This window comes from Shewanella sp. SR1, from assembly GCF_020447145.1.
GTDB lineage: Bacteria > Pseudomonadota > Gammaproteobacteria > Enterobacterales > Shewanellaceae > Shewanella > Shewanella baltica.
Genome location: NZ_JAJAEF010000041.1, coordinates 1 through 23,645 on the forward strand (window position 1 = coordinate 1; position 23,645 = coordinate 23,645).

24 protein-coding genes and 2 pseudogenes are annotated in these 23,645 nt (G+C 44.6%); 13 read left to right on the top strand and 13 right to left on the bottom strand.

What is annotated here, in order from left to right; all coding sequences use genetic code 11:
• Positions 1-358: 358 nt before the first annotated feature.
• The 3 genes and pseudogenes from KV201_RS22630 to KV201_RS21505 all read right to left on the bottom strand — a co-directional run.
• Positions 359-1,525 (bottom strand): methyl-accepting chemotaxis protein, encoded by a 1,167-nt coding sequence (locus tag KV201_RS22630; protein WP_086904935.1) that lies wholly within the window; start codon positions 1,523-1,525, stop codon positions 359-361.
• A gap of 386 nt (positions 1,526-1,911) precedes the next feature.
• Positions 1,912-2,091: a CCGSCS motif protein gene (locus tag KV201_RS21500; RefSeq protein ID WP_014610917.1), complete on the bottom strand. Its 180-nt coding sequence runs from the start codon at positions 2,089-2,091 to the stop codon at positions 1,912-1,914.
• Positions 2,092-2,461: 370 nt separating this feature from the next.
• Positions 2,462-2,563 (bottom strand): annotated as a pseudogene (locus tag KV201_RS21505) (IS5/IS1182 family transposase); the annotation flags it as partial.
• Positions 2,564-2,768: 205 nt separating this feature from the next.
• Between KV201_RS21505 and merR the strand changes: the two are divergent.
• From merR to merA, 4 genes are all read left to right on the top strand, one after another.
• Complete coding sequence (merR, locus tag KV201_RS21510; RefSeq protein WP_069455590.1) at positions 2,769-3,170, top strand: Hg(II)-responsive transcriptional regulator; 402 nt, start codon at positions 2,769-2,771, stop codon at positions 3,168-3,170.
• Between the two features lie 77 nt (positions 3,171-3,247).
• On the top strand, positions 3,248-3,595 hold the full coding sequence (locus tag KV201_RS21515) for a mercuric transporter MerT family protein (protein ID WP_058689194.1): 348 nt from the start codon (positions 3,248-3,250) through the stop codon (positions 3,593-3,595).
• Between the two features lie 34 nt (positions 3,596-3,629).
• Positions 3,630-3,914 (top strand): mercury resistance system periplasmic binding protein MerP, encoded by a 285-nt coding sequence (gene merP / locus KV201_RS21520; protein WP_069455589.1) that lies wholly within the window; start codon positions 3,630-3,632, stop codon positions 3,912-3,914.
• Positions 3,915-3,921: 7 nt separating this feature from the next.
• Complete coding sequence (gene merA / locus KV201_RS21525) at positions 3,922-5,577, top strand: mercury(II) reductase (RefSeq protein ID WP_069455588.1); 1,656 nt, start codon at positions 3,922-3,924, stop codon at positions 5,575-5,577.
• A 30-nt stretch (positions 5,578-5,607) separates the two neighbouring features.
• Here merA and KV201_RS21530 read toward each other — a convergent pair.
• Positions 5,608-6,025, bottom strand: a pseudogene (locus tag KV201_RS21530) (ISAs1 family transposase); the annotation flags it as partial.
• 1,279 nt (positions 6,026-7,304) lie between these two features.
• Here KV201_RS21530 and KV201_RS21535 point away from each other — a divergent pair.
• From KV201_RS21535 to KV201_RS21570, 8 genes are all read left to right on the top strand, one after another.
• Positions 7,305-9,041: a DUF4942 domain-containing protein gene (locus tag KV201_RS21535; protein WP_011711684.1), complete on the top strand. Its 1,737-nt coding sequence runs from the start codon at positions 7,305-7,307 to the stop codon at positions 9,039-9,041.
• A 97-nt stretch (positions 9,042-9,138) separates the two neighbouring features.
• Positions 9,139-9,504: a hypothetical protein gene (locus KV201_RS21540; protein WP_084796744.1), complete on the top strand. Its 366-nt coding sequence runs from the start codon at positions 9,139-9,141 to the stop codon at positions 9,502-9,504.
• Positions 9,504-9,752 (top strand): hypothetical protein, encoded by a 249-nt coding sequence (locus KV201_RS21545; RefSeq protein ID WP_011711686.1) that lies wholly within the window; start codon positions 9,504-9,506, stop codon positions 9,750-9,752. The genes KV201_RS21540 and KV201_RS21545 overlap by 1 nt, the downstream gene beginning before the upstream one ends.
• Before the next feature lie 105 nt (positions 9,753-9,857).
• The gene (locus KV201_RS21550) at positions 9,858-10,535 is read left to right on the top strand and encodes a hypothetical protein (RefSeq protein WP_011711687.1); all 678 of its coding nucleotides are present in this window, start codon (positions 9,858-9,860) and stop codon (positions 10,533-10,535) included.
• 76 nt (positions 10,536-10,611) lie between these two features.
• On the top strand, positions 10,612-11,196 hold the full coding sequence (locus KV201_RS21555; protein WP_011711688.1) for a hypothetical protein: 585 nt from the start codon (positions 10,612-10,614) through the stop codon (positions 11,194-11,196).
• Complete coding sequence (locus KV201_RS21560; RefSeq protein WP_011711689.1) at positions 11,174-12,289, top strand: tyrosine-type recombinase/integrase; 1,116 nt, start codon at positions 11,174-11,176, stop codon at positions 12,287-12,289. The genes KV201_RS21555 and KV201_RS21560 overlap by 23 nt, the downstream gene beginning before the upstream one ends.
• Positions 12,290-12,367: 78 nt before the next feature.
• The gene (locus tag KV201_RS21565; protein WP_011711690.1) at positions 12,368-12,739 is read left to right on the top strand and encodes a DUF2511 domain-containing protein; all 372 of its coding nucleotides are present in this window, start codon (positions 12,368-12,370) and stop codon (positions 12,737-12,739) included.
• A gap of 8 nt (positions 12,740-12,747) precedes the next feature.
• Entirely contained in the window at positions 12,748-13,653 is a 906-nt protein-coding gene (locus KV201_RS21570; RefSeq protein WP_011711691.1) for a hypothetical protein, read from the top strand.
• Positions 13,654-13,662: 9 nt separating this feature from the next.
• On the opposite strand, the gene KV201_RS21575 is transcribed toward KV201_RS21570, so the two are convergent.
• The 9 genes from KV201_RS21575 to KV201_RS21615 all read right to left on the bottom strand — a co-directional run bounded on the left by KV201_RS21575 (position 13,663) and on the right by KV201_RS21615 (position 22,995).
• The gene (locus KV201_RS21575) at positions 13,663-13,932 is read right to left on the bottom strand and encodes a hypothetical protein (RefSeq protein WP_011711692.1); all 270 of its coding nucleotides are present in this window, start codon (positions 13,930-13,932) and stop codon (positions 13,663-13,665) included.
• Positions 13,933-14,334: 402 nt separating this feature from the next.
• Positions 14,335-14,667: a DUF6488 family protein gene (locus KV201_RS21580; RefSeq protein WP_037425993.1), complete on the bottom strand. Its 333-nt coding sequence runs from the start codon at positions 14,665-14,667 to the stop codon at positions 14,335-14,337.
• 21 nt (positions 14,668-14,688) lie between these two features.
• The gene (locus KV201_RS21585; protein WP_037425996.1) at positions 14,689-15,219 is read right to left on the bottom strand and encodes a hypothetical protein; all 531 of its coding nucleotides are present in this window, start codon (positions 15,217-15,219) and stop codon (positions 14,689-14,691) included.
• Between the two features lie 19 nt (positions 15,220-15,238).
• Complete coding sequence (locus tag KV201_RS21590) at positions 15,239-15,934, bottom strand: HupE/UreJ family protein (RefSeq protein WP_011711695.1); 696 nt, start codon at positions 15,932-15,934, stop codon at positions 15,239-15,241.
• On the bottom strand, positions 15,924-19,067 hold the full coding sequence (locus KV201_RS21595) for an efflux RND transporter permease subunit (RefSeq protein WP_140907293.1): 3,144 nt from the start codon (positions 19,065-19,067) through the stop codon (positions 15,924-15,926). The genes KV201_RS21590 and KV201_RS21595 overlap by 11 nt, the downstream gene beginning before the upstream one ends.
• A gap of 11 nt (positions 19,068-19,078) precedes the next feature.
• Positions 19,079-20,323: an efflux RND transporter periplasmic adaptor subunit gene (locus KV201_RS21600; protein ID WP_011711697.1), complete on the bottom strand. Its 1,245-nt coding sequence runs from the start codon at positions 20,321-20,323 to the stop codon at positions 19,079-19,081.
• 8 nt (positions 20,324-20,331) lie between these two features.
• Positions 20,332-21,615, bottom strand: coding sequence for a TolC family protein (locus tag KV201_RS21605; RefSeq protein ID WP_140907292.1), 1,284 nt, complete (start codon positions 21,613-21,615; stop codon positions 20,332-20,334).
• 13 nt (positions 21,616-21,628) lie between these two features.
• Positions 21,629-22,609 carry a M56 family metallopeptidase gene (locus tag KV201_RS21610; RefSeq protein WP_140907291.1) on the bottom strand — a complete coding sequence of 327 codons (981 nt, stop codon included), beginning with the start codon at positions 22,607-22,609 and terminating at the stop codon, positions 21,629-21,631.
• A gap of 8 nt (positions 22,610-22,617) precedes the next feature.
• Positions 22,618-22,995: a BlaI/MecI/CopY family transcriptional regulator gene (locus KV201_RS21615; protein ID WP_011711700.1), complete on the bottom strand. Its 378-nt coding sequence runs from the start codon at positions 22,993-22,995 to the stop codon at positions 22,618-22,620.
• An 87-nt stretch (positions 22,996-23,082) separates the two neighbouring features.
• Here KV201_RS21615 and KV201_RS21620 point away from each other — a divergent pair, with 87 nt between their 5' ends.
• On the top strand, positions 23,083-23,433 hold the full coding sequence (locus KV201_RS21620) for a DUF3147 family protein (protein ID WP_011711701.1): 351 nt from the start codon (positions 23,083-23,085) through the stop codon (positions 23,431-23,433).
• Positions 23,434-23,645 lie beyond the last annotated feature (212 nt).

Sequence of the window (23,645 nt, forward strand, 5' to 3'; positions counted from 1 at the left end):
AATTGGTAATGCGAGATTTAGATTTGCCCATCTGATAGCGGTTCCTGCGTGGTATTCACAGGATCTGATCGCATCTGAGACGGAAGGTTCATTCATTTAGGCAACAACGCCTATTCAACACAGTGCCATTTTACACTGGCTTTAGGCTAACGCTTATGCGTACTTTATAAATATCAGGGAGGCCAACAGAACTCATATACTAAAAAATGCATTACAGTTGTTCCATTTCACCAGCGCCGTATACTGCTGAGAGGAGTAGCTTTTGGAATGAAGTAGTTATTTTTAGTCTTCTAGAATTTTCCTTTAATGCAAGGAAAGTTGTTCTGGTCAACCCAATTGGGCACTTTAAGTTATGCTACTATTTAGTTTTAAACATCCCTAATTGGCGAACAATTTTTTCAGTAACTTGAGTTAAGCTATGGCCCTGCTGCTCTAATTCGATGCAATCATTTGAGTTGGAGCTTGAGAGGTGTTTTAGCACCTCAATTTCCTTACTTACATCACCAACTAATCTATTTACATAGAGGATATCCAAATTATTATTTGTTCTATCTTGCCCAATCAAAGTTAAAATTTCACTGATGTTTTTACATGCAACGCCTAATTCTGACTGGCTCGTTGTTGTGTAATCCGATAGTAGAACAATTGCAGATGTTTGTGATTTCATATGATGACCAGCATCAAGAACCGCTTTAGATATTCCTGATATAATTTGATTAATTTCATCTAAACTACTTTGGGTTGATTTGGCTAGATTTCTGACCTCATCGGCAACAACGGCAAAGCCTCGTCCATGCTCTCCAGCCCTAGCGGCTTCAATGGCAGCATTTAAAGCCAATAGATTGGTTTGATCGGCTAGGTTATTAATAACGGATACCACTCCCTCAATGGCTTTTGTTTGTTGAGAAAGTTGATAAAATTTTTCTTGGAGTTCATCATTACTTGCAATAAACGAGCTTAAATCTTTAACCATAGCCCCCATATATTCGTTTGATCGAACAAGCCCTATTTGCGTATTTTCTACTTGTTCACGTGTTTTTTCTGCTTTAGCTTGTAATGCTAGAGAGGTTTGATCTAAGGCCTCTATTTGTGAAGTGAGAATACTGACCCGATTATCTTGCTCATTGATACGCGATGAAATTTTTTGCGCTTTAACTTTTAGAAGATCTGATATTTCATCAGAGGCTATGGCCTGTTGCTGAATATCGATTAGTGCAATTTTTACATTTTCTCTAAATGTATTGATAACACTAAGAACTTTTTCCATTTCACTGTTATATAAGCTATTGATGGTACATGGAACTGAAAGATCTTTTCTTTCAAAGTGTTTCATGTATTCGGTAACTTTTTTTAAGGAGTCAACTCCCCAAACTTTTTCATCAATATCATGAATAATCAAAAATATTGTAATAATGTACTGAATGATCTGTGAAAATATTAGATCTGTGAAAAAGGTTGCATTCATGAAAAGTACAATAGCACCTAACCAATGGATAAACCTCATGCGAATAAATAATGAACGCATATTTTCCTGTATGTTTTCGTAGTATCTTTTTTAAAAGTTTGAATATACTTTTAAAATTAGCTGACAAATAATATCATTTAGGCGTGATCTAAAATATTCATGGCATATTAAGTCGAATGAATTCTGGCCTATGTATTCGAAAACCAATCATAAGTATTCGAAGAATCATATCGACTGAGAAAAACTTGACTATTAGTCATTTTTATATCAACCATAAACAACAAAAAATAGCCTAGATGAGTTTGAAGAGAGATAAGCATTGCTAGCTTATTTCCATTGCTTATTAATAAGCATGTATTATTTCTAATAAAAAGCACCATAAGCTATTTTTTAATTAGTGCCCTGCTATACATGTAAGTTGATATTAAAATTCTAAAGCAAGTGGTTTATGAACAAGAACCACAACAAAAACCAGGGGATTTAGGTTTTTCTACCGTTTTTACCTGTTCAGGTTGCTCAGTGTTTTTGGTATCCGTTGCAGTACTATCATCCGTGTCCGGCACAAATTGGGTAACATTTTTGGTTTTATCATCAGTTTTAGTGAACTTAGTCAATGATGAACTCATCAGAACTACCTCTACTTAATCTATTTAGGACTAGCATTCATTAAACATGCTTATATTGCGCATGTTATATTTGTTGGGTATTTTAGTCAACTATTCATTATTGCGTAATGCTTAAATAGTTTTAATTTATTTTTAGGCTTGACTATTAAGAGTATTTGAAAAAAAGGAATAAAAATAAAGACTTGCTATATAGGCTATAGATTTACGCTGGCCAAATTCCAAGCAAAATATTGATTTTTTTAAGTTATTAACCACGACATCACTCCTTAAAACTGAAAGGTGCAAGTCAGCAGAAAGAGCGGACAGACAACCTTGGCGTTGTTGCCTAAATCAATCTTAGGTATGCCTTTTCCTAAAAGGGTTCCTGGTATTAATTGACCCTCTGGCGAATAGGCATACCCAGTCCTATGACTTTGTTCATCACTTTCACACCAGCCAGTGCCTCGCCGACTTGGCCGTTGTAGTCCCGCAGGGGCTTTGTTTCCTAAATCAGTTGAACTAAAACCATAGCTGGTGATCTGATCGACATAGCCCATCAACTCGCCCATCAATCGTGTCAAAACCTCAATATGGGGTATGAAGTCCAACAGAACGAAAACGTACGTTAAGGTTTTATTGGGGTTTATCTGCTTTAGGATTACAATCCACCGTACTTAAGTACGGAGAGCAAGGCCCAAATGTACACAATCAGTCAATTAGCAAAGTCGGCAGGTGTTAATGTCGAGACTGTCCGCTATTATGAGCGGCGTGGTCTTATCGAACAACCTGATAAACCAACCGAGGGGTATCGTCGCTATCCAGTGACAACCCTGAACCGGATCCGGTTTATCAAGCGTGCCCAGGAACTGGGGTTTACTTTGGAGGAAATATCCCATCTGCTGATGCTAGATAATACTCCCTGTCAAGAAGTACAAGACATGGCTTCTCACAAGCTTGTCAGTGTTCGTGCCAAGATGGCTGATCTGCGTCGCTTGGAAACCGTCCTTAATGATTTGTTGAACCAATGCGCTGCTAATCCTGACCAAACCCATTGTCCCATTATCGATTCCCTTCTTCCTGAGGATAGAAAATCGCGCTGAGTTTATTCCTGCTTGACTCCGTACTAGAGTACGGCGTTTAGACTGACTTTACTGGAACAAACCAAGTGGAGTGAGTCATGTCAAAAAACGATGCCAATCTGCCAATATTCGGCGGTATTGCGGCGGCTATCGGCGCAGGACTGTGTTGCGTCGGCCCCTTCCTGTTGCTGACGCTGGGTATTGGTGGCGCCTGGATCGGTAATCTCACTCTGCTCGAACCTTATCGCCCCCTTTTCATCTTCGCTGTGCTGGTTCTCTTCAGTTGGGCTGGGTGGAAGGTTTACCGTCCCGTCGAGGCCTGCGAATCGGGCACTGCCTGTGCCGTTTTGCAAGTACGTAAACGCCGTCAAGTCATCTTTTGGATAACAGCTCTACTCGCGCTGGTACTTGTGACCAGTAGCTATTGGATCCCCTTGATTGCCTGACAGTGAATGCCAACAACCTGCTGGAGAATAATCCATGAAAAAACTTACCTTTGTGTTAATGCTCTTTGTCACAAGTTTGACGGCCTGGGCCAAACCGCAAACCGTGACCCTAGATTTACCCACCATGAACTGCGCCATGTGTCCGATCACGGTGAAAAAGGCGCTGACTAAAGTCGATGGCGTATCCCGTGCGGAGGTCAGCTATGAGGATAAAGAAGCCATGGTGACCTTTGATGATGAAAAGACAAGTGCCGATGCGTTGATTGAAGCCACCACCAATGCTGGTTATCCCTCCACGATAAAAAACAAAGCTAATTGAGGTGCCTATGATCACACTGTCTATCTCTGGGATGACTTGTGCAAGTTGCACCCATCATGTTCAGGAGGCCCTGCTAGCCGTTGCGGGCGTTAGCAGCGCAATGGTCTCTTATGACGAGGCTAATGCCGTCATCGAAACCGACACAGATATCCATGAGAAAACCTTGCTCGATGCTGTCGCCACGCTGGGCTATAAGGCTAAAGTCGTTGCGTTGGGCAATAACTCACGCTTAACCAAAGATGAGGATACGGAAGAACTGCACGTGGCTATTATTGGCAGCGGTTCAGCGGCATTTGCCTGCGCCATCAAGGCAGCCGAAGGCGGTGCTAAAGTGACGCTCATCGAAGGGGCGGATGTCATTGGCGGCTGCTGTGTCAACGTTGGTTGTGTGCCGTCAAAGATCCTGATCCGGGTTGCGCAACTGGCAGAGCAGCAGCGTCATAACCCGTTTGCGGGATTGGAAAATCATTCCCCCCAACTGAGTCGCTCACTGTTGTTGGCGCAGCAAACGGCGCGGGTCGAGGAGCTGCGTGCGGCCAAATACCAGAATATTCTGGACGCCAATCCTGCGCTCAGTCTGATCAAAGGTTGGGCGCGATTCAAGGACGCTAACACACTAATCGTCAGTCAAAACGATGGTACGCAGCAGCAGGTTCACGCTGATAAGGTCCTGATTGCGACCGGATCGACGCCGACTATTCCTCCCATCGAAGGACTGAGCGGGACACCCTATTGGACTTCCAACGAGGCTCTTTTTGCCGAAGAAATGCCTCAACATCTGGTGGTGATTGGCTCGTCAGTCGTGGCACTGGAAATTGCCCAGGCCTATCGCCGATTAGGCAGTGAGGTAACCGTGTTGGCCAGACACACACTGCTCTATCGGGAGGAGCCCTTGCTCGGTGAACAACTCTCAGGATGTTTTGAAAAAGAAGGCATTCGTGTTCTGAATCATACCCAGGCTTCAAGTGTTTCCTATGATGGGCAGCAGTTTACTCTTGAAATTCTCTCATCAGAAGCTGGGGCTGGCACTTTGCATTGTGACAAGTTGTTGATCAGCACAGGCCGTCATGCCAATACAGGCAAGCTTAACCTCGATGCGGTAGGCGTCAAGACGGAGCAAAATGGCGTGATCATCGTCAATGAGCGTATGGAAACCAGCGTTCCAGGTGTTTATGCCGCCGGGGATTGCGCCAACATGCCGCAGTTTGTGTACGTCGCGGCCGCGGCCGGTAGTCGCGCCGCCATCAATATGACAGGCGGTGAGACTAAACTGGATCTATCCGCTATGCCTGCGGTGATCTTTACCGATCCCCAGGTGGCGACCGTCGGACTGACTGAAGATCAGGCCAAAGCACAATATATTGAAACCGATAGTCGGGTACTAAGCATGGAAAACGTACCTAGAGCATTGGCTAATTTTGACACTGATGGCTTTATCAAACTGGTGGTAGAAAAAGTCAGTGGACGCCTGATTGGCGCTCAAATCCTGGCGCATGAAGGCGGAGAGCTGATCCAGAGTGCGGCTTTAGCCATCCGCAACCGGATGACAGTAACAGAATTATCCGAACAGTTGTTCCCTTACTTGACCATGGTGGAAGGGCTTAAGCTCTGCGCCCAAACCTTTAACAAAGATGTGAAAGAGCTGTCCTGCTGCGCGGGGTAACGAATTGAGCAAGGGCTGTTAAAAAAGCCCTTATTCGTTCAATGCAAGCACTCGATTCATCATGCATCGCTTTTGTTTTCTAACAATGCTTATCTTCGTCGGCTCTGCTCCTAACATATTCAAGCTCATATGATGCAGGCATGATAGATTTTCCGCCCCGTGAGCATTGTGTATCAGACATACATCCTCACTCATACTGACATCAAGCACCCAGCGCATCGATTCTATGCCCTAATGTTCTCGAACGACTATCGCTGCTTGTTCGGCAATTAACGCCTCAGAACTAATATAATAACGATACTCCAGCTCGATTGGTTTTCCTTTCTCAAGGCGACAACTTTCAACCATAACGTTTTTTTAACCTTTTCCACTTTGAAAAGTCACCGACTAAGTTTTTACTATCAATAACATAGCGCTGGCGACATTCAGTTCACCCATGACCGTGCTCAATTGCGGATTTGTCCGTATTGTTGGTTTACTTGAAACTGTTTGCTGGAACGGTATATGTACAGGCTCTGTACAAAGTTTTAAGTAAATGCAGCATTTTTAAAAAAAATACTCACATACAAGATCTTAACGTATCATCATTCCGTTTCAAAAACTTGATTTTGTTACTTTATCAAAATAAATACTGTCCATTAATCTGAGCTGAAGTAAGTGCAACAGTTTCTCTTATAGAGATTTCTGGTATATCGAGCTTGAGTAAGCCAACTTAATCACATCATACCGGATTGCAGCTAACGATCATCATTAGCTAGCTCATTATTGAAGAATATTACAGTGACTGGAACAAATTTTTATTATTACTTTATTCACGTAAGTTAACTTAAACACGAAGCAATCTTTTAGCAGTGAAGGACTACTGATTACACATTAAAATTCATGTTATTAATAAACGCTCCAATATAATACATGTTGTTATTGGACCATATGTATTGTAGAAGTCCTTAAAATCAATACTCATAGCATATATGTACATAAATAACTCCTCCTAAGCCGTGCACATAGCCTGTTAAACAGTGAGGATGAAAAGTCTTTTATTTATCAGAATAAATAAACAGAGCGTTCTATTTTGCGCAGCAAAATACCATGTTGAAAATAAAATTCCATAAAGCGAATGATACTCTGCAGGGCCGGATTATACATTGTTAAATTGGTTAATAGTTCTTGACGATGTTCCTTATAATTAGGCATTTTTCTGATCCGTCACTGATTTATTACTCTTTTATTAGATTCGTCTTTTCAATACAGCTAAAAGACAATAAGCGCTCTCTGTTTCATGATGTGGGATCTGAAGCTCAGCAATCGATACCAGTACACCCGCGGAGTCAATGCTTGCCCCTGCCCGTCTGTTTTTACTCGCGTCCGATAATTACAGTTATCGGACACGAGTACCCATCAGCCGAAAACCATATTAGTGTGATGTCATTATACTAAACAATACTGAGTGGTTTGTGTGGCGTTGGTGCCATGATACATTAGTGTGGTGTCACTATATCAAACTGGGTGGGATTGATGATTTTGCGCTCGCTTTGCCGAGTATAACCCCATTTGACTCGGACCTTGTATGTTTGTCAGGCGTTAACTAAGAATTTTCATGATTAATTAGTGCGTGGCGCATACTAAACTTTTAATGTTTAGTGTAGTGACGCTGTATTAATGTCAAAATTTGCGTGAATTTTTAAGCGTGAGATAGTTTGAACATCGAAACTTCTTAGGGTGTCCAAATGTCTCATTCTGTCATGTTAGCCGACCAAGGCGAGTTTAACTTTTCAACCGCTCAACGTGTTAGGCACTTGAAGGCAGAGGACCAGGATTTTGAATGGTATCCGTCTTCTCAGCACATTATTGATGTTGTTCGAAATGATTTGGTTAAGTCTAATTTCTTAGAATCTTATAACAGGGAGTCATCGTTGCTAGACATTGGTGCCGGTGATGGTCGAGTGCTTAGCGCCCTGAACATGCCGTTAGAGGACCGTCGCGGCGAAATGAGCCCACCTTTTTACAACCTGTACGCGATTGAAAAGAGCATTGTTCATTGCAGCCAGCTCGATAAAAAAGTGTTGGTTATTGGCACTGACTTTAATCAGCAAACCCTTGTTGATAAGCCCGTTGGCGTCATTTTCTGCAACCCTCCTTATTCGGCCTTTGAGCAATGGGCTACCCGTGTCATTTCCGAAGCTAATGCCGAAGTGTGTTATCTGGTATTGCCGAAGCGCTGGTCTAACAGTCAAGATATCGAAAATGCGATTACAATGCGTGAAGCCGAAGCCGAGGTCATTGGGACATTCGATTTTCAAAATGATTGTGATCGCGAAACTCGTCATTCGGTACGGGTAGACATTATTCGTGTTAATTTAGGTTATAAAAATCATCGCCAATGCAAGGTTGACCCTTTCAAAGCGTTCTTTGACGCCAACTTTGACCTAGAACTAGCTGAAAGTGATTATTCTGCAAAATTCAGAGGGCCATCCGACTCGACTAAGCAAAAGCTAAATGAATTAGTTCCTGGTGCCGACATGGTAAAGGCTATGCAATCACTTTACGATCATCAGATGGCCAAGCTAATGGATACCTATAGCGCACTCTCAGAAATTGATCCTGATTTACTGCGAGAACTAGAAGTTTCTAAGGCGTCGGTGCTGGAAAGTCTCAAACTCAAAATCAAGAGTCTCAAAAGTTTGTTTTGGAAAGAGTTGTTCGCTAAATTTGATGCGCTGACTTCTCGCCTGACTTCATCTAATCGTAAGGGGTTATTAGAGCTGTTAGAGAGGCACGTAAGCGTCGACTTCACCGCTGAGAACGCATACGCGATAGCTCAATGGGCAATAAAACACGCTGATGCTCTTCAAGATGATCAGTTCAAAGATTTCTACCTATCTATGAGCCAAGCCGCAAACGTGGTTAATTATTCCAGTAACCAACGCACCTTCAAATACGACAGATGGCGTTATCGGGAGCTTGTGATGAATGGTCAAATCTCTCATTTTAAACTCGACTACCGTTGTGTAATGGAAAATGTTGGCGGCATCGTTAATGGTTACGACTATAACAGCTATTACAACCAGTGCGGTTTGTCTGTTCGTGCAATCGAATTTATCACCGATTTTGTCACCATCGCTGGCAATCTTGGTTTCGATACACGCGGCACACCTAAACCTTATGAGTTCAAATGGGCCAGCAACAAAGCCCACGACTTTAGATACATACAATCTAACGGCTCTAGCGAGGTACTGTTCTCAGTTCGTGCGTACCTTAACGGTAACCTACATATTAAGATGAACCCTAAGTTGGCGCTAAAGTTAAATGTAGTGGCTGGTAAGTTGTTTGGCTGGGTTCGTAGCGCAGAAGAAGCGGCGGCTGAAATGGAGGCTCCAGCATCTCAGGTCGTGGAAGTTACTGAAATGTTCGGCCATTCGTTATCGTTAACGCATAACTATCAAAACCTTTTGATGGCGGCTTAATCCCTCCCATTCAGACGGCGCAAAGTTCAATTTTTGCGCCGTTTTGCATTTGTGAGATCCTTTAATCAGATAAGAAATTCAGTTATTAGAGGTGACTATGTTTGCTGCATATTTGGTTATAGGTGTGTTTGGGTTCGTCGCTGGCCTAATTGTTTTGCTCAACAAAGGTAACCCATTACCAGCGGCAATTCCTCGTGCAGCATCGCTTAAGTTCATCCCAAGTAAGATCCCATGTGTTGCTAATCAATACCCCGAAGTATGTGATGATGATACAGGTTTGAAACGTAGAACGGGCGCTTACCATGATTATCTTATCAATCCAGCTACAGGGTTGCTTACGCTGAACGGCGCTTTGGATGTGGCAGGTAATCCTTTAGGAGCTGACTTGACTCATTCAGGCATCGATAGCGGTCACGACTTTGACCATGACTTTGGTATGAATCGTTTTGGGAATGATTTTTAATGGAATTATTGGAGACTACTCAAGCGGTTGCAGGCCAATTCTATGCGTTACAGCAAGAGCTGGTTTCGTTGAAGTCGACGCTAATTTTGCCCTGTAGTGAGAAAAAGCTGCCCAACCACGCGCTCGCCTTTGATTTGTACCAAGGCACGGGGTATCTGAGCATCGTGAAGCAATGGAGCAGGTATAGCATTAGCGCGGGGATTAAACGGTTTGGCCTTAGCGGTGAAGCAATGCCCGTTACGGCATGATTGAAGCAAGGTTGTAATATTAAAATCCTGTAGAATTTACTCAAAATTTGCCAGAAATTGAACCTATGCAATGATGATCTTACATTAATAACTGAGAGAAATTAGATGCAAATTAGCCCAAGTATTTACCTTGACCAAGCGACCAGTTTGTTAGCTCCCCTGCCGTTCCTAGAGGACAACGGCGACGCGGATAGCTACTATCAGGAATACAGCTTTTACGTCGATACGCCTAACCCGCTGGTTAAACTGGAACTCGCAGTAATGGTCAATGCCGAGGTGCTGACCGATAGCGACCATGCCCCCATCGTGTTCACCTACGGCATTAACCTTGGCCAAGGTAACGGTATTGAGGATGGTGCCAATTTCTACGTCGAGGACATCGAGGCTATCAAGTCTGGCGACTTCGAACCAATTAACTCGGTTGAATTAGCTCTTCTTCAAGGGGCCATCCCTATGCTGGATAAGATTGTTAGTGCCTTGCAAAGCAATCCACTGGTCTGGAAGGTGGTGAGCCAACAGCTATCAAAAATCGTCTCTGGCATCATCACCCGCCCATCAAGCCCGAATGAACCAGATTTTTTGACAGGGGCACTTGTTGAATGTGATCTCCAAATTCAGGACTTAGATGGCACACAAATAACTATAGTACCTGCGCCGCAAGGAGGATGGACTCATGACAGCCTTGAAGCGCTGGACTGTGATGCATTGGCAGGTGGTCAAGCATGGAATGCGTATCTACTTTACGGTGTATTACCTCAATGGGTAGGCTGCTCAGAAATCTAACTAAACTTGTTTGATTTAGTTAGTGTGTGTCTCTATACTAAAAACATAATTATTAGTGTAGAGACGCCATACTAAAATGAATGACACTACCTCCCCACTCAAATCTGACTCATTAGGCCCAGCTTGGACGTATCACGCCCTCCCCTCTGACGTCAGTTCGCGACCCAAGGGACGCACATTAAGACTGTTAGCGGCAAGTGAAGCTGCAAGCCCACAAGTACGTGATTTACTCTCGCGCATGATCGGTAACACTTACAACCAGATAGAGAAAACCGAGTGGTTTACTTCGCAGTTCTTAAATGGCACTCCGACCCTCACTGTGACATTCCGTCAGTTAATGCGAGAAACCGAACCCACCAAATCCAAGCCGTTACCACAGGAAACCGCGCTGCATTCATTGAATGTCTGTCTTAATTCCATTTTCTCGGATTCAGGTTGGAAGCTGGTACGTCGGCGCATCTCTCAAATCGAGCGGGTTCAAAAGACGACTCGACCTGTGATCAGCAAGAACCAATACGACAAGCTAGTTCTTTTCAAGGATACGATTGGCGCAAAATCCGTGGATGCTGCGATTGATGAATTACTGAGTTTTTACAAGGACGAACACCCCGCATTTTCAGCAGACAGGGAGGCATTAGGTGAGCTTATTAACTACGAATAATCACAGCGTTGCACTGTCCTATGGCGAACCTCCGTCAACGCTTAACGATTCGTTAAAAGACAGTTATCAGCGCTCTACTGACGAGCTACAGGCGCTATTGTCAAAGCCTCTGGCTCAGTTAACCGATGCAGACAAGCTCCGCATTCGGGAGATTACACAGGCAAAACTCAAGCACTTTCTTGATAATGGCCACCGTACCCGCAGGGCTAATACATGGCGAGCACTAATGAGCCGGTGGGCTAAGTTTGAAAGTTGGTGTCTTACAAATAACCTAACCCCGTTGCCTGCGACCCCCGAGGTAGTGGCCACATTCATTGAGTACTACCAGGCATCGTCGTACACCACCTTATCTCAATATGCTTGGGCGATTAACAGTTTCCATGTGGAGTGTGGTTTGTTGTCCCCTGTGAGCAGTAAGACCGTGCAAGACAAGCAGAATGAAATCAGAATAGTAAAGCTCGAGTCAGGCGGTTTAGCGCAAGAGCAGGCAACGCCTTTTAGACTTCATCACCTGCAGATGCTCATAGAATCGTATGGCGAGAGTGAGAGGTTATTAGACAAGCGCAATTTGGCGTTGCTGAACATCGCCTATGAATCGTTGCTTCGTGAATCCGAGCTGCTTCGGATCAAAGTAGGCCATCTCAAATCCACTTTTGAAGGCGATTATGTGTTGTCAGTGCCTTACACCAAAACCAATGACTCGGGTGAAGAAGAGGTAGTGAACATTACACCGCTAGGCTTCAAATTGATTCAGAGGTACATCCAAGGTGCTGGGCTGACTAAGGAAGACTACTTGTTTCAGCCGATTGGCCGGAGCAATAAAGTCTCGGTTCAAGCCAAGCCGATGTCCACCCGTACAGTGGACCGAGTATTTCTGTGGGCATTCGAGAGTTTAGGAATCGACCGTCATTCTGCTTGGTCAGGGCATAGTGCCAGGATTGGCGCCGCACAGGACTTACTTGCCGCAGGCTATTCGATAGCCCAAATCCAAGAGAACGGTCGTTGGAAAAGCCCAATGATGGTATTGCGGTACGGCAAAGACATTAAGGCAAAGGAAAGTGCGATGGCCAAGATGTTGGCAGAAAGACGGTAGTCAGATTCAACCTCCATTTCTATGTGAACCTGACAATTATTGGCTTAATATTAGTAGGTTAAACAATTTAAAACAGGAATGGGAACTGTGAAGAAAGCGATTATTCTCTCATTACTGGCATTAAGCCCAACTTTAAACGCTAAAGAAATTCATCAAAGTAGTTATGGGGAAAGTTGGCCGTTTACTGTCGAAAGCGGAGAACTTGGCTGCTACGACCAGGCAGTGATTTTTATCGCAAATGATAAAGAATATGCGGTAAACGGTGTTGCCCAAAGCAAGGGTTATGATTCTATTGAGCCAATTTGGAAAGAGGATAGTTCTTTATTGGAATACCTAAAGGCAATAGCTAAAAAGGAAAATAAAACTCTTCGACAAGTTCAGGATGAAATGGGTGCATCCCGCGTTAATATCGGACCGATCCTTCAAGAAGGCTTAAAACTTTGTAAGTAGCTTACCTTATGAACCTAATCCCCTTCGGCCTTCGTAGTGATGGCTTGTATATAGATGCAGAGGACGCAACGCGGGGTAAGTCCTGTGATTGTACTTGCCCATCATGCGGTATTGCCTTAATCGCACGGCAGGGTGACGTTAATGCGTTCCACTTTGCCCATGACTCCAAAGGTGCGAGTAAGGAAGAGATTGAGGCCTGCAAATACTCGTTTTATGTCTCAGTTCGCTACATGCTGAAGCAGCTTCTACAGGGGACAGGCTTGTTATTGTTGCCACCTCTCGAGATTGACCATCACGGCCAAACGCACGTCATTACCAAAAGTTTGCCAATCACGGTGGAGCCCAAGGACATAACGCCTGATAGTTATGAGCAGGATATTATGTTTGACTTAATCTTTACGGTCTCAGGCCGCAAGCTATGCCTATACATTAGCCATCCTGGTCGCCCCGCGCCGATATATAACAATCTATCAAGAGATCAGCACACGGCGGTACTAGGGCTTGATTTAATTCCTTTCTCAAAGATATTTAATGAGTTTTACAAACTAAAATCAGCTCAAACACTACTGCGCGAATGGCTTGAAACGTCCATTAAGGGCAAGCATTGGATTTACAATCCAAGGCGCAATGCGTGGTTTGAGCATCAACAGGCTAAGGCTCCAGCTGTTCAGGAGCAGCAACAGCAACAAGTTCTGGTACAAACCAAGACTACCCGTGATCGGATTAAAGAGCAGATTGCCAAAATGGACAGGTTGAACGTAGTCGCTATATATCGCTGCGTTTTTTGTCAGTTGGACTTTGAAGGCAGTGCGTTACTCAACTACTGCCCCAAGTGTAATGACCATCTAAGTGTGAAAAGAAAATCGGAGATTGCGGCTCAAACTCCACCTAAAGGCAAGTATCGGTATCGATGACTCTATGATTTATTCAAGTAACGTCAACTTATAGCCAAGCGGTGTAAACCAATGCCTACGGCCCGTGTCTAAATTGCGAACAAAATACCAATCTTCCGACTTAAGGTGTTCTGGTAGGGACTCAATCGTGGAGATTTCACCGTCATCCACCAGCACTTTCTCTGGCTTTGGAAGCACCTCTAATTGGCGCCGTTTCTCGGGAAATTCCACCAAACTGCCATCAACGTCATCGAAGGATGAAGCAGGATACACCGCTAAAAATTTTTGGCCGGTTTGCATGTTACTGCCTCATTTTATTTAAGTGTGTAATGCTGGACTTTGACATTCGGGATCACGATTGAATGATTGAATGTCTCGGGGTTGATGTTGGAGAGGAATAAAGTTCTAAACTGAACAGCCAAGAACTCTAGCTCGTATCGTTCTAGATTAAATATGGCCAAAAATAAAGATTCATACTAATTGCCACAACTTAGTCCGAACCGTGCCACAATCGAGTATTAAAGTATCATACTCCTTGTGGCTTACTTCGGGACAAAGTGAGTTAGACTGTTAACTCAGATTAATTGGTTTCAGATTACAAAATGTATTGCTAAGAACGATATTTGATTTAATAAAAGTAAACCGCTTGCAGGGTTATTGCACTGTCTGTTGCCCATAACATAGACAGTGCAATCTTGGCGACTAGAACTTGTTCGTGTCTTTGACTTCTAAAAGCTCGCCGTTACTGGCTATTTTGAGAAAAAATTGTTTTTGAGTCGTTGGGTTAACGGCACTGACCACGTAGTAATTGCCTTCAAAGCTGACGATTGATAATTGTGCCTCAGGCAAGTTTTTCCATGTTCCCTCTAATTTACCCACCTCAAAACCAAAGTCTTTAAATGTCATTTGATTAAGCGATTTAGCTGCCACCTTTAAGGCACCTTGACCGCTGATCACTCCGTGATCCGCATGGGCCAATACATTGCCACTCATTAACGCTGTGCATAGGGTGAATACTGACAATAATTTTTTCATCGTTTTCTCCAAATTTGCCAATTATTGTTTTAAACCAATGACTTCATATTGTCCTTTTACCTGTAACTGAACGGCAATAGGCTTATCTGTCTTGTTTTTCCAATACCAACCATGTGACCCCGCGAAAGGCGCAGTAAAGCTCCCTTTCATTTCATTTGATGTCGCTATGGTGTAACTCTCAAAATAGCCAGTGGTATCTCCCTCAGGTTCTCCATGGAGGTCAAAATACAAAGCATCGCCATCGGTCATCCATTCGTAGGTCATTTTGGCATACTGCGGCATGGCAAATTTATATTCGACACCGCGCCCCGCCGGAACCAACACTTCAATGGTTTGAAACTCCGTATTATTTGCTTGGGTTCCCATCACCGCAGCAGCACCATCCGCTTCTGCGGCCTGTGCAATTGAGGTTAATCCCAGCTTTTGACCTACGCCTGTAGGATCGATGTTGTACTCGGCTGGCAGAATAAAAGTGACCAGCGCAATGGCCGCCACTACCGTTGCCGATACGCTCGCTTTGACCAAGATTTTTGAACTTACAGTGTGTTGCATAATCTTCTCTTATAATCGTTTAGTTGACGAAATAGCCTGTGAGCTGATAACCCATCAGCATCACCCCTACACTCATCAGAGCGGTGTTAGTCAGCGTTGAAAATCGTTGAAATGAAGGGAAATGACGCCAGGCATTTATCACAATCAAGATGATGGCCAGCGCAGCAAATTGTCCGATCTCCACCCCAATATTGAATGCTAATAAATTGGTAAATAGGCCTTCCTGTGACAACTGAAACTCCTGTAATTTGGTTGCCAGTCCAAAGCCATGGAACAAACCAAAGACCAACACTGCTATTTTGGTATTGGGTTGCCAATTAAAGCAGCGCTTAAATCCCCCCAAGTTATCAAAACCTTTATAGATCACTGATAAGCCAATAATCGCATCGATAAGATAGGCGTTAACTTGCAAATCGGTCATTACACCAAGCAATAATGTGGTGCTGTGACCTAGGGTAAACATGGTCACATACAACAGCACATCTTTGCTGCGGTACAAAAAGAAGATCACACCCACGAGAAACAATAAGTGGTCGTAGCCCGTGATCATGTGCTTCGCCCCAATGTACAAAAAGGGGATAAATTGCACGCCTTGGTTTTGTTCTAAAAAGGCGCGAGTATTGTCGTCCACCCCATGTGCCATGACATCAATACTCACCAAACCTATTAATCCAACCATCAGCAACAAGCTGATGTTTAATAGCTTATTTGGCATCCGCAATCTCCATTACTTCTACTTCAGTCAAAATCGACTCCTTTTCTTTATGTAAAATGCGATATAACGCTGGAATAACAAACAGCGTTAACAGGGTTGATGAAATAATTCCCCCAATCACAACCGTTGCCAGCGGACGTTGGACTTCTGAACCGATACCGGTATTGAGTGCCATTGGAATAAACCCGAGTGATGCCACTAAAGCCGTGGTTAACACTGGACGAAGCCTTGTTAGTGCCCCCTCAAAAATTGCCCTATCGAGTCCCATACCTTCTTTACGTAATTCGCGAATAAATGACACCATGACAAGACCATTTAAAATCGCGATACCAGAGAGGGCGATAAAGCCCACTGCGGCTGAGATAGAAAAGGGAATGTCCCGTAACAATAATGCGGCAATTCCGCCCGTCAGGGCTAAGGGGACGCCAGTAAAGATAATCATCGCATCCTTGAAGGAGCTAAGGGCGAGGATCAATAAACCGACAATCATCAACAGGGTCACAGGCACAACAATACTCAAGCGATGCGATGCCGATTGTAATTTTTGATAGGTGCCTCCGTACTCCACCCAGTAACCTGCGGGAATATCCACTCTTTCCCCGATAACGTTTTGAATATCAGCGACAAAGCTACCTAAATCCCGTCCACGTACGTTGGCGGTGACCACCATGCGACGTTTCCCATTTTCACGGTTAATCTGGTTAGCACCAGAAACCAATTCCAAGGACGCTAATTCCTGAAGTGGGATGCTATGCCCGTCGGGTAAGGAAATCGGTAAATAACGTAAGCCGTCCAGATTTTGCCTACGTGATTCACCCAGACGTACAACAATGTCTGAGCGAATATCTCCTTCATAGAATTTACTCGCCACAGTGCCGCCCATTGCGGTTGCCACTTGAGACTGCAACTCGGCCATACTTAAGCCATGTTGCATCAGCTGTTGACGTTTCGGAATGATATTCAGCATAGGCAAACCTGTTGTCTGCTCCACTTGCACATCGGCAATGCCATCGACCTGAGCGATAGCTGCCTCGATTTGTGCACCAAGCGAAGTGAGCGTATCGAAATCATCACCAAACACCTTAATTGCAAGCTCCGCCCGGACCCCTGCAAGCAGCTCATTAAAGCGCATTTGAATAGGCTGTAAGAACTCATAGCGGTTGCCAGGGATAGGTTCCACCATCGCCGCCAACTCTTCTACAATTTGCTCCTTCGATTTATTGGGATTTGGCCACTGCTCACGAGGTTTTAGGATAATAAAGTTATCAGCCACACTCGGAGGCACTGCATCGGTCGCCACATCCGCAGTACCAATTTTGGCAAATACCCTTTCAACTTCAGGCATTTGCTTAATTTTATCTTCTAGAGTTTCTTGCAGGGCAATCGCCTGACTCAGTGAGGTGCCAGGAATACGTAGGGCATGCATTGCAATATCCCCCTCATCCAAATTAGGGGCAAATTCACTGCCTAATTTCGTCGCTTGGTAACCAAAAACGGCGACCAACAACGTGGCAGCAATCACCACGACCCAGCGACCTTGAATTACCCTGTTTAACGCAGGGCGATACAAGGCGCCTGCACCACGGATAAGCGGGCTATGCTTCTCCTTCACTGGTTTCTTAAACAGCAAGGCAATGGTTGCTGGCACAAAAGTCACCGACAGCAACATGGCACTTAACAACGCAATCACTACCGTAATCGCCATCGGGTGGAACATTTTGCCTTCTACACCTTCTAGTGCAAAAATCGGCAAATACACGGCGGTAATGATAAATACACCAAATAGTGCGGGGCGAATGACCTCACGGGTAGCTTCAAACACGAGCTCTAGACGTTCTTTTAACGGTAAAGGATCGTCTCCTGCCTGACTTAACCGTCTCAAGCAGTTTTCAACAATAATGATCGCGCCATCGACTAACAAACCAAAGTCCAGAGCGCCTAAACTCATCAGGTTCGCGCTAACGCGGGTTTGTACCATGCCGGTAATCGTCATTAACATAGCAAAGGGGATCACCAGTGCAGTTAAAAATGCAGCCCTAAAATTCCCAAGCAGTACAAACAACACCACAATGACCAGTAGTGCGCCTTCTAATAGATTGGTCTGCACCGTTTGTAGGGTTTTATCCACTAACTTAGTGCGATCATAAACTGCTGTGGCGACAATCCCTTCCGGCAGGGTCGCGTTGATTTCTTTGAGTTTCTCACCTACAGCATGGGCAACGGTGCGGCTATTCTCACCAATCAACATAAACACGGTACTCATGACCACTTCGCGGCCATTTTGAGTCGCAGCACCGTTGCGTAGCCCCTGACCATTTTCAATATCGGCCACATCTTTAATGGTCAGCGCACTGCCTTGCGTTGATTTGAGTGGGATATTGCCAATGGCCACAATGTCTTCGGCTTGGCCTGGCATTCTCAGTAACCACTGAGCACCGTTTTGCTCAATAAAACCTGCGCCTTGGTTCTGATTATTCTTGGCTATGGCATCGACAACATCGGCTTGGGTTAAACCAAAGGCGAGCAGTTTTTCCGGTTTGAAAGCGACCAAAATCTCACGCTCAAAGCCGCCGATAGGGTTAACTTCAACCACCCCTGGCACACGCATGAGCTGCGGCCTAATTGTCCAATCATGTACCGTGCGTAAATCCATTGGCGTGATAGGCGTTCCATCGGCATGGGTAGCATCTGGCAATGCATCCACGGTAAACATAAAGATTTCACCTAAGCCAGTCGCAATAGGGCCAAGCTGTGGTTCAAGCCCAAGCGGCAGCTCGGAACGTGCCGCCGATAAACGCTCATTGACTAACTGACGGGCAAAATAGACATCCGTCTCATCACTGAAAATGGCCACCACCTGTGATAAGCCATAGCGCGATACCGAGCGGGTGTAGGTTAACCCAGGCAAGCCTGCTAATGCGGTTTCCAAAGGGAAGGTCACACGCTGCTCGATTTCAAGTGGCGTGTATCCCGGCGCTTCGGTATTAATCATCACCTGCACATTGGTGATATCCGGTACGGCATCGATGGGTAATTTAGTGAAATTCCATAGCCCTAATCCCGCAACGGCGATTACCATCACTAACACTAAGAATTTGCGCTTTATCGAAAAGCGTAAAATCGATTCCAACATGACTCGAACTCCTAGTGATCGTGTGATGCGCCAGACTTTTCAATGTCGGCTTTTAAGATGTAGCTATTATCGGTCACGTATTCAGTACCAGGCTTTAAGCCACCAAGCACTTCGACCCACTCACCGTCTTGACGGCCAAGCTCCAGCATACGGACTTCGTACTGCTCTCCGACCTTAGCAAAGACGACGGTAAAATCACGAAACCCTTGTAATCCGACTCTTTTAACCGCCAATGGCACCTCAATGGTTGCGACTTCAATACTGGCATTTACAAAACTGCCCGCAGTCAAAACCCCGTTAGGATCGGCAAGTTTGACCCACGCAATACGGGCTTGATCGTCACGAACCTCTGGTTCAATAAAGCTAATGGAACCTTGATAGGTTTCCTCCACACCCTCGACGTTGATAGTGACAGGTGCACCTAAGATGACGCTTTGATAATCAATGGGGTACACAGCAAGCTTAGCGATATAGTGACTGTTATCGGTCAGTGTCAACAACTGACGCCCTAGGGTTTGTTCTCCATTGTTGGCGAACAATGCTGACACCACGCCATCGGACGGCGCTTTAATTTGATAGGGTTTTAAGCTCTCATTACTTTCTACAGTCAAAAGGGTTTGCCCCTTTTTCACCCTGTCACCCAGTCCAACATGTAACCGGGTAATTTCGCCGTCAAAACGTGCCGCAATTGCACGTTGCGTCCCGACGGGTAGCGCCAATGTGCCATAGGCTGGGATGGTTTGATGCAATGTGGCAGGGCCTGCAAAACCAGAGTGAATCTCCATCGCACTGGCAACAGCCTGCTCGATAGTGGTACGGCCTTCAAAGTTGTCATACTGCCAACGGTATGTTTTACCTTGGTATTTCGCCTCAATGGTGACGATAAACGAATGGGGTTCATAGATCTCCATATCACCACGGAGAAAATCACCCTGCGCATTAAAGCGAATGTCATCCACCACATTGCCTAAACGGGTCAATTTCACACTCAAATCGACGGTCTTAGGATCGAGCGGTTTCCCCTCAAAGCTCGTCCAAACACGGAACTCAGGGGGAACGCCCGTTTCAAAAATGGCGAGCTCTAGTGCAAAATCGCCCTCACGCAGCATACGTCCACGATGCGGCCCTTTTTCGGGTTCAGCTTGCTCGGCAACGGGCGCTGAGGATGCCATTAAAGGTGTTGAAGCGACGGCATTAATACCCAGACTGAGCAGTATCGCCAAACTCAATGACGAAAAGGTGTTGTTATTCTTCATAGGTAATCTCACTGAGAAATGGATGTGCCCGTTAGGCGTTGAATTTCAATGTGTTGTAAATGCAAACTTTCAAAGGCATCCAGCAACTGATATTGAGCACTGAGTAATTCCCGATACACGTCATTGTATTGGTTGTAGCTGAGCAGACCTTTATCAAAGGCATTGCTTGCCTCAGACAGAGCTTTTTCAAGGGTTGGCACTATGTCACTGCGCACTGTATCGATAACATGTGCAGAATGTGCCATTTCCTGTAACAGCACATACAACTGGGCATCCTGAGCCTGCATTAATGCGTTTTGCTCATTGGCGAGTACATCTTGCTGTGCTTGTAAGGCGGCTATGGTTCCCGCATTACGGTCACTTGAACCCCAAGGGATAGAAATACCCGCGACTAAGCCAAAATCATCACTCGCCTCATAGCGCCTCACGCCAGCGGTCACTTGCCACTGCGGCTTAGCTTCTATTCGTGCGAGCTCCATTTGCGATTGAGCAATGCGTTGCGCAGTCGCAAACTGTTGAAAACGAGGATGCTTTTTTAACAAGTTAAGCTGACTGTCAACTGATGGCACAGCAGGCATATCAAGCAGATTGCCGTTGAAACGATAGGATGCCTTAGGCTTTCCCCACTGTGATGCCAATTGATATTGGCTGGCTTTGAGTTCATGCTCGATATCTTCGACGGCCAAGCCACGACGGATAAGCTCAGCCTTTGCCAACTGTGTTTCAACCGCAGAACTCTTTCCCGCTTGCACACGTTTAGCAACGGTTTTGACAACCTCTTTTGCCTGCTTTTCTGCTATCAGATTGAGCTTGAGGCGTTCTTGCTTCACTAACAAATCAATAAAATGTTTAGCCACCTGTGAAGACAAATCCAAGGCTTTGATTTGTTTTTCTATATCTAATTGAGTGGCCTCTGTTTTAGCCGTGTTAACACGACTATCAATCAAATCTTGTTGCAGTAACCATGAAAAACTGAGCGTAGATTGCATACTTTTCAGAGCACTGTGTTCACCAGTACCCAGAGCATCCTCAATCATTAAACCTATTTCAGGCCGCTCACCGACACTTGCCTGCTGTATTCGCCCTTCCATCACGCGCTGCTGCGAGTTGAAAATCTGTAATTCTGGGTGTTGCTGAAGTGTCAAAGTCACAGCATCGGCTAAGGTGAGTGTTTGTGGCGCTTCATTCGATACCGCAACGGCAGGGAATACTAAACACATTCCTAGCACAATGGAGGAAAACCGATAGCCAATCGGTTTTTTAGTTCTGACGTTAAAAAGCAAGTCTCTCATTCCCAATCCTTAATTAATGGGTGAAGAAGGTTTCGATAATGTGGTGAAGGCTATCGACAGTTGAAGCGGTTAAAAGTGGGACGATGGCTAAGAATAACAACGTTAAACCGATCGCCAATCGGGAAGACGTTAACCTAGGTTGAATCAGTCGCTGTACTCGAACACTGGTTTGATCGTTACCGAAATAACTTGTCTGTAAACCATCACAACCAAGAGTTACGCTTCGCTGCATTCGAGCTACATTTATCAAGGCTTGAGCGACATCTAGATTGTCATGCTCAGTGGTCACAGCATGATCTGCAAGCTGTTCAGTCAACAGGGTAAAATGTCCGATTAAATTGCGTTTGGCCGCTTTCGGATAAAAACCAGCAAATGCAGCAAAGATGACTTTAAATAAAGGGTCTCGAGCCACGACATGCGCCATTTCATGTCGAACAATAATATCGAGTTGCTGTTCTGTAACCTTTTCTTGCAATCCTGTGGTCAGGTAAATCTTAGGGGACACTAGACCTGTGGTGAAGGCCGCAGGAATTGCTTGTGCTAACGAATAATAGCGCTGCTGAGTTATAGTCACCTGAGGTTGGATCTCTGATAATCCAATCAGAGATGCCATTGTTGATGATTGCTTTTTACGTACATAAATGGTCGAGATCATCGACCATATCAAATAACCGAAGGCCGACAACAAGGTAAAAGCATGCCAACTGCTGAAGCTAAAGATGTCGACGTGATGCCAATGAGCGAATTCATTTAACCAAGCAGTAGAAAACAACTCTTGCTGCCTTGGCCAGAAAAAGGCAGCACAGCTTATGGCTACCCACCAAGGTACAGTAACCAAAGCCCATAGGATAACTTTACGTAACCTAAAAGTAAGATGCTCGAATCTTGGCAAAGTTAATCGTAGGGCGTTCGAGATGCACGCAACACTGATAGCAAATGCCAGCACTGCAACACTCAATAAATTTAGTGCTATCGCTAAATCGCCAACAAACATAACCCTAATTATCCTTTCCGAAGTTTACGTTGTTCTTCAATTAAATGTTCTAGCATATCGAGTTGGGCATCATTCAGATTAGCTGATGCGGAACTAAATGCCGCAATGAGACTATGCTCACCTTCTTCGACAAAGTCGCTAGTGATATTGGTAATAAGTGTAGCGATCAACGCTTCTCGGTCCACTTTTGCCCTGTAAAAATAGGCATGTCCTTGCTTGGTTCGACTCAGCAATCCTTTTTTAAATAAGCGTTCTAAAGTGCTCTGAATGGTATTAAGAGAGTTCCCTCTAGAGACACCAAGCACAGCATGTACTTGCTTTGCATCAGCTTCAGATTCTGTCCACAGATGCTGCAAAACCTGTTTTTCTAGTTCACCTAACTGCATAACACTTTTCTCTTTCCATAATGAACGATATAGTGACAGAATAAAAACCGATAGGCAATCGGTTTTTCTATTCAAGGAGAGGACACTATGGGCTGGTTAATTACGAAGTATCTGATCACAGCTGCTATAGTCGTCGCCGCTTCTGAGCTTGCTAAGTGCAGCGATAAACTAGGAGCGCTCATCGTCGCGCTACCATTAGTCACTATTTTGGCAATGATTTGGCTCTATGTTGAAAAACAGCCAATGGAGAAAATAGCAAACCACGCGTGGTACACATTTTGGTATGTTGTACCGACTTTGCCTATGTTTTTGATCTTTCCCTCTTTATTGCAGCGCTTTGATTTTTGGCCATCCTTACTCATTGGTGTAGTGATAACCGTACTTTGCTTTGGGCTGTTTGCACTGCTCGTAAAATTATTTGGGATAAATTTAATCTGAAAGCACAGTATTCTTAATGAGAGGGGCACTCTTTCAGATTACTAAAATTTGGTCAATCAACGATTATTTATTATGACTTTTTGAAGGCGGCTAAATCGCTTTGGGGCAATACTAAAAACCCATTGTAGCTTTCAAAAAGGCACTTTTGACTGAAGGGTTTCTTTGAGCCATCGACCAGCTTGTCCAAGTGCTAAAGCGCGGTGCCATTGTAG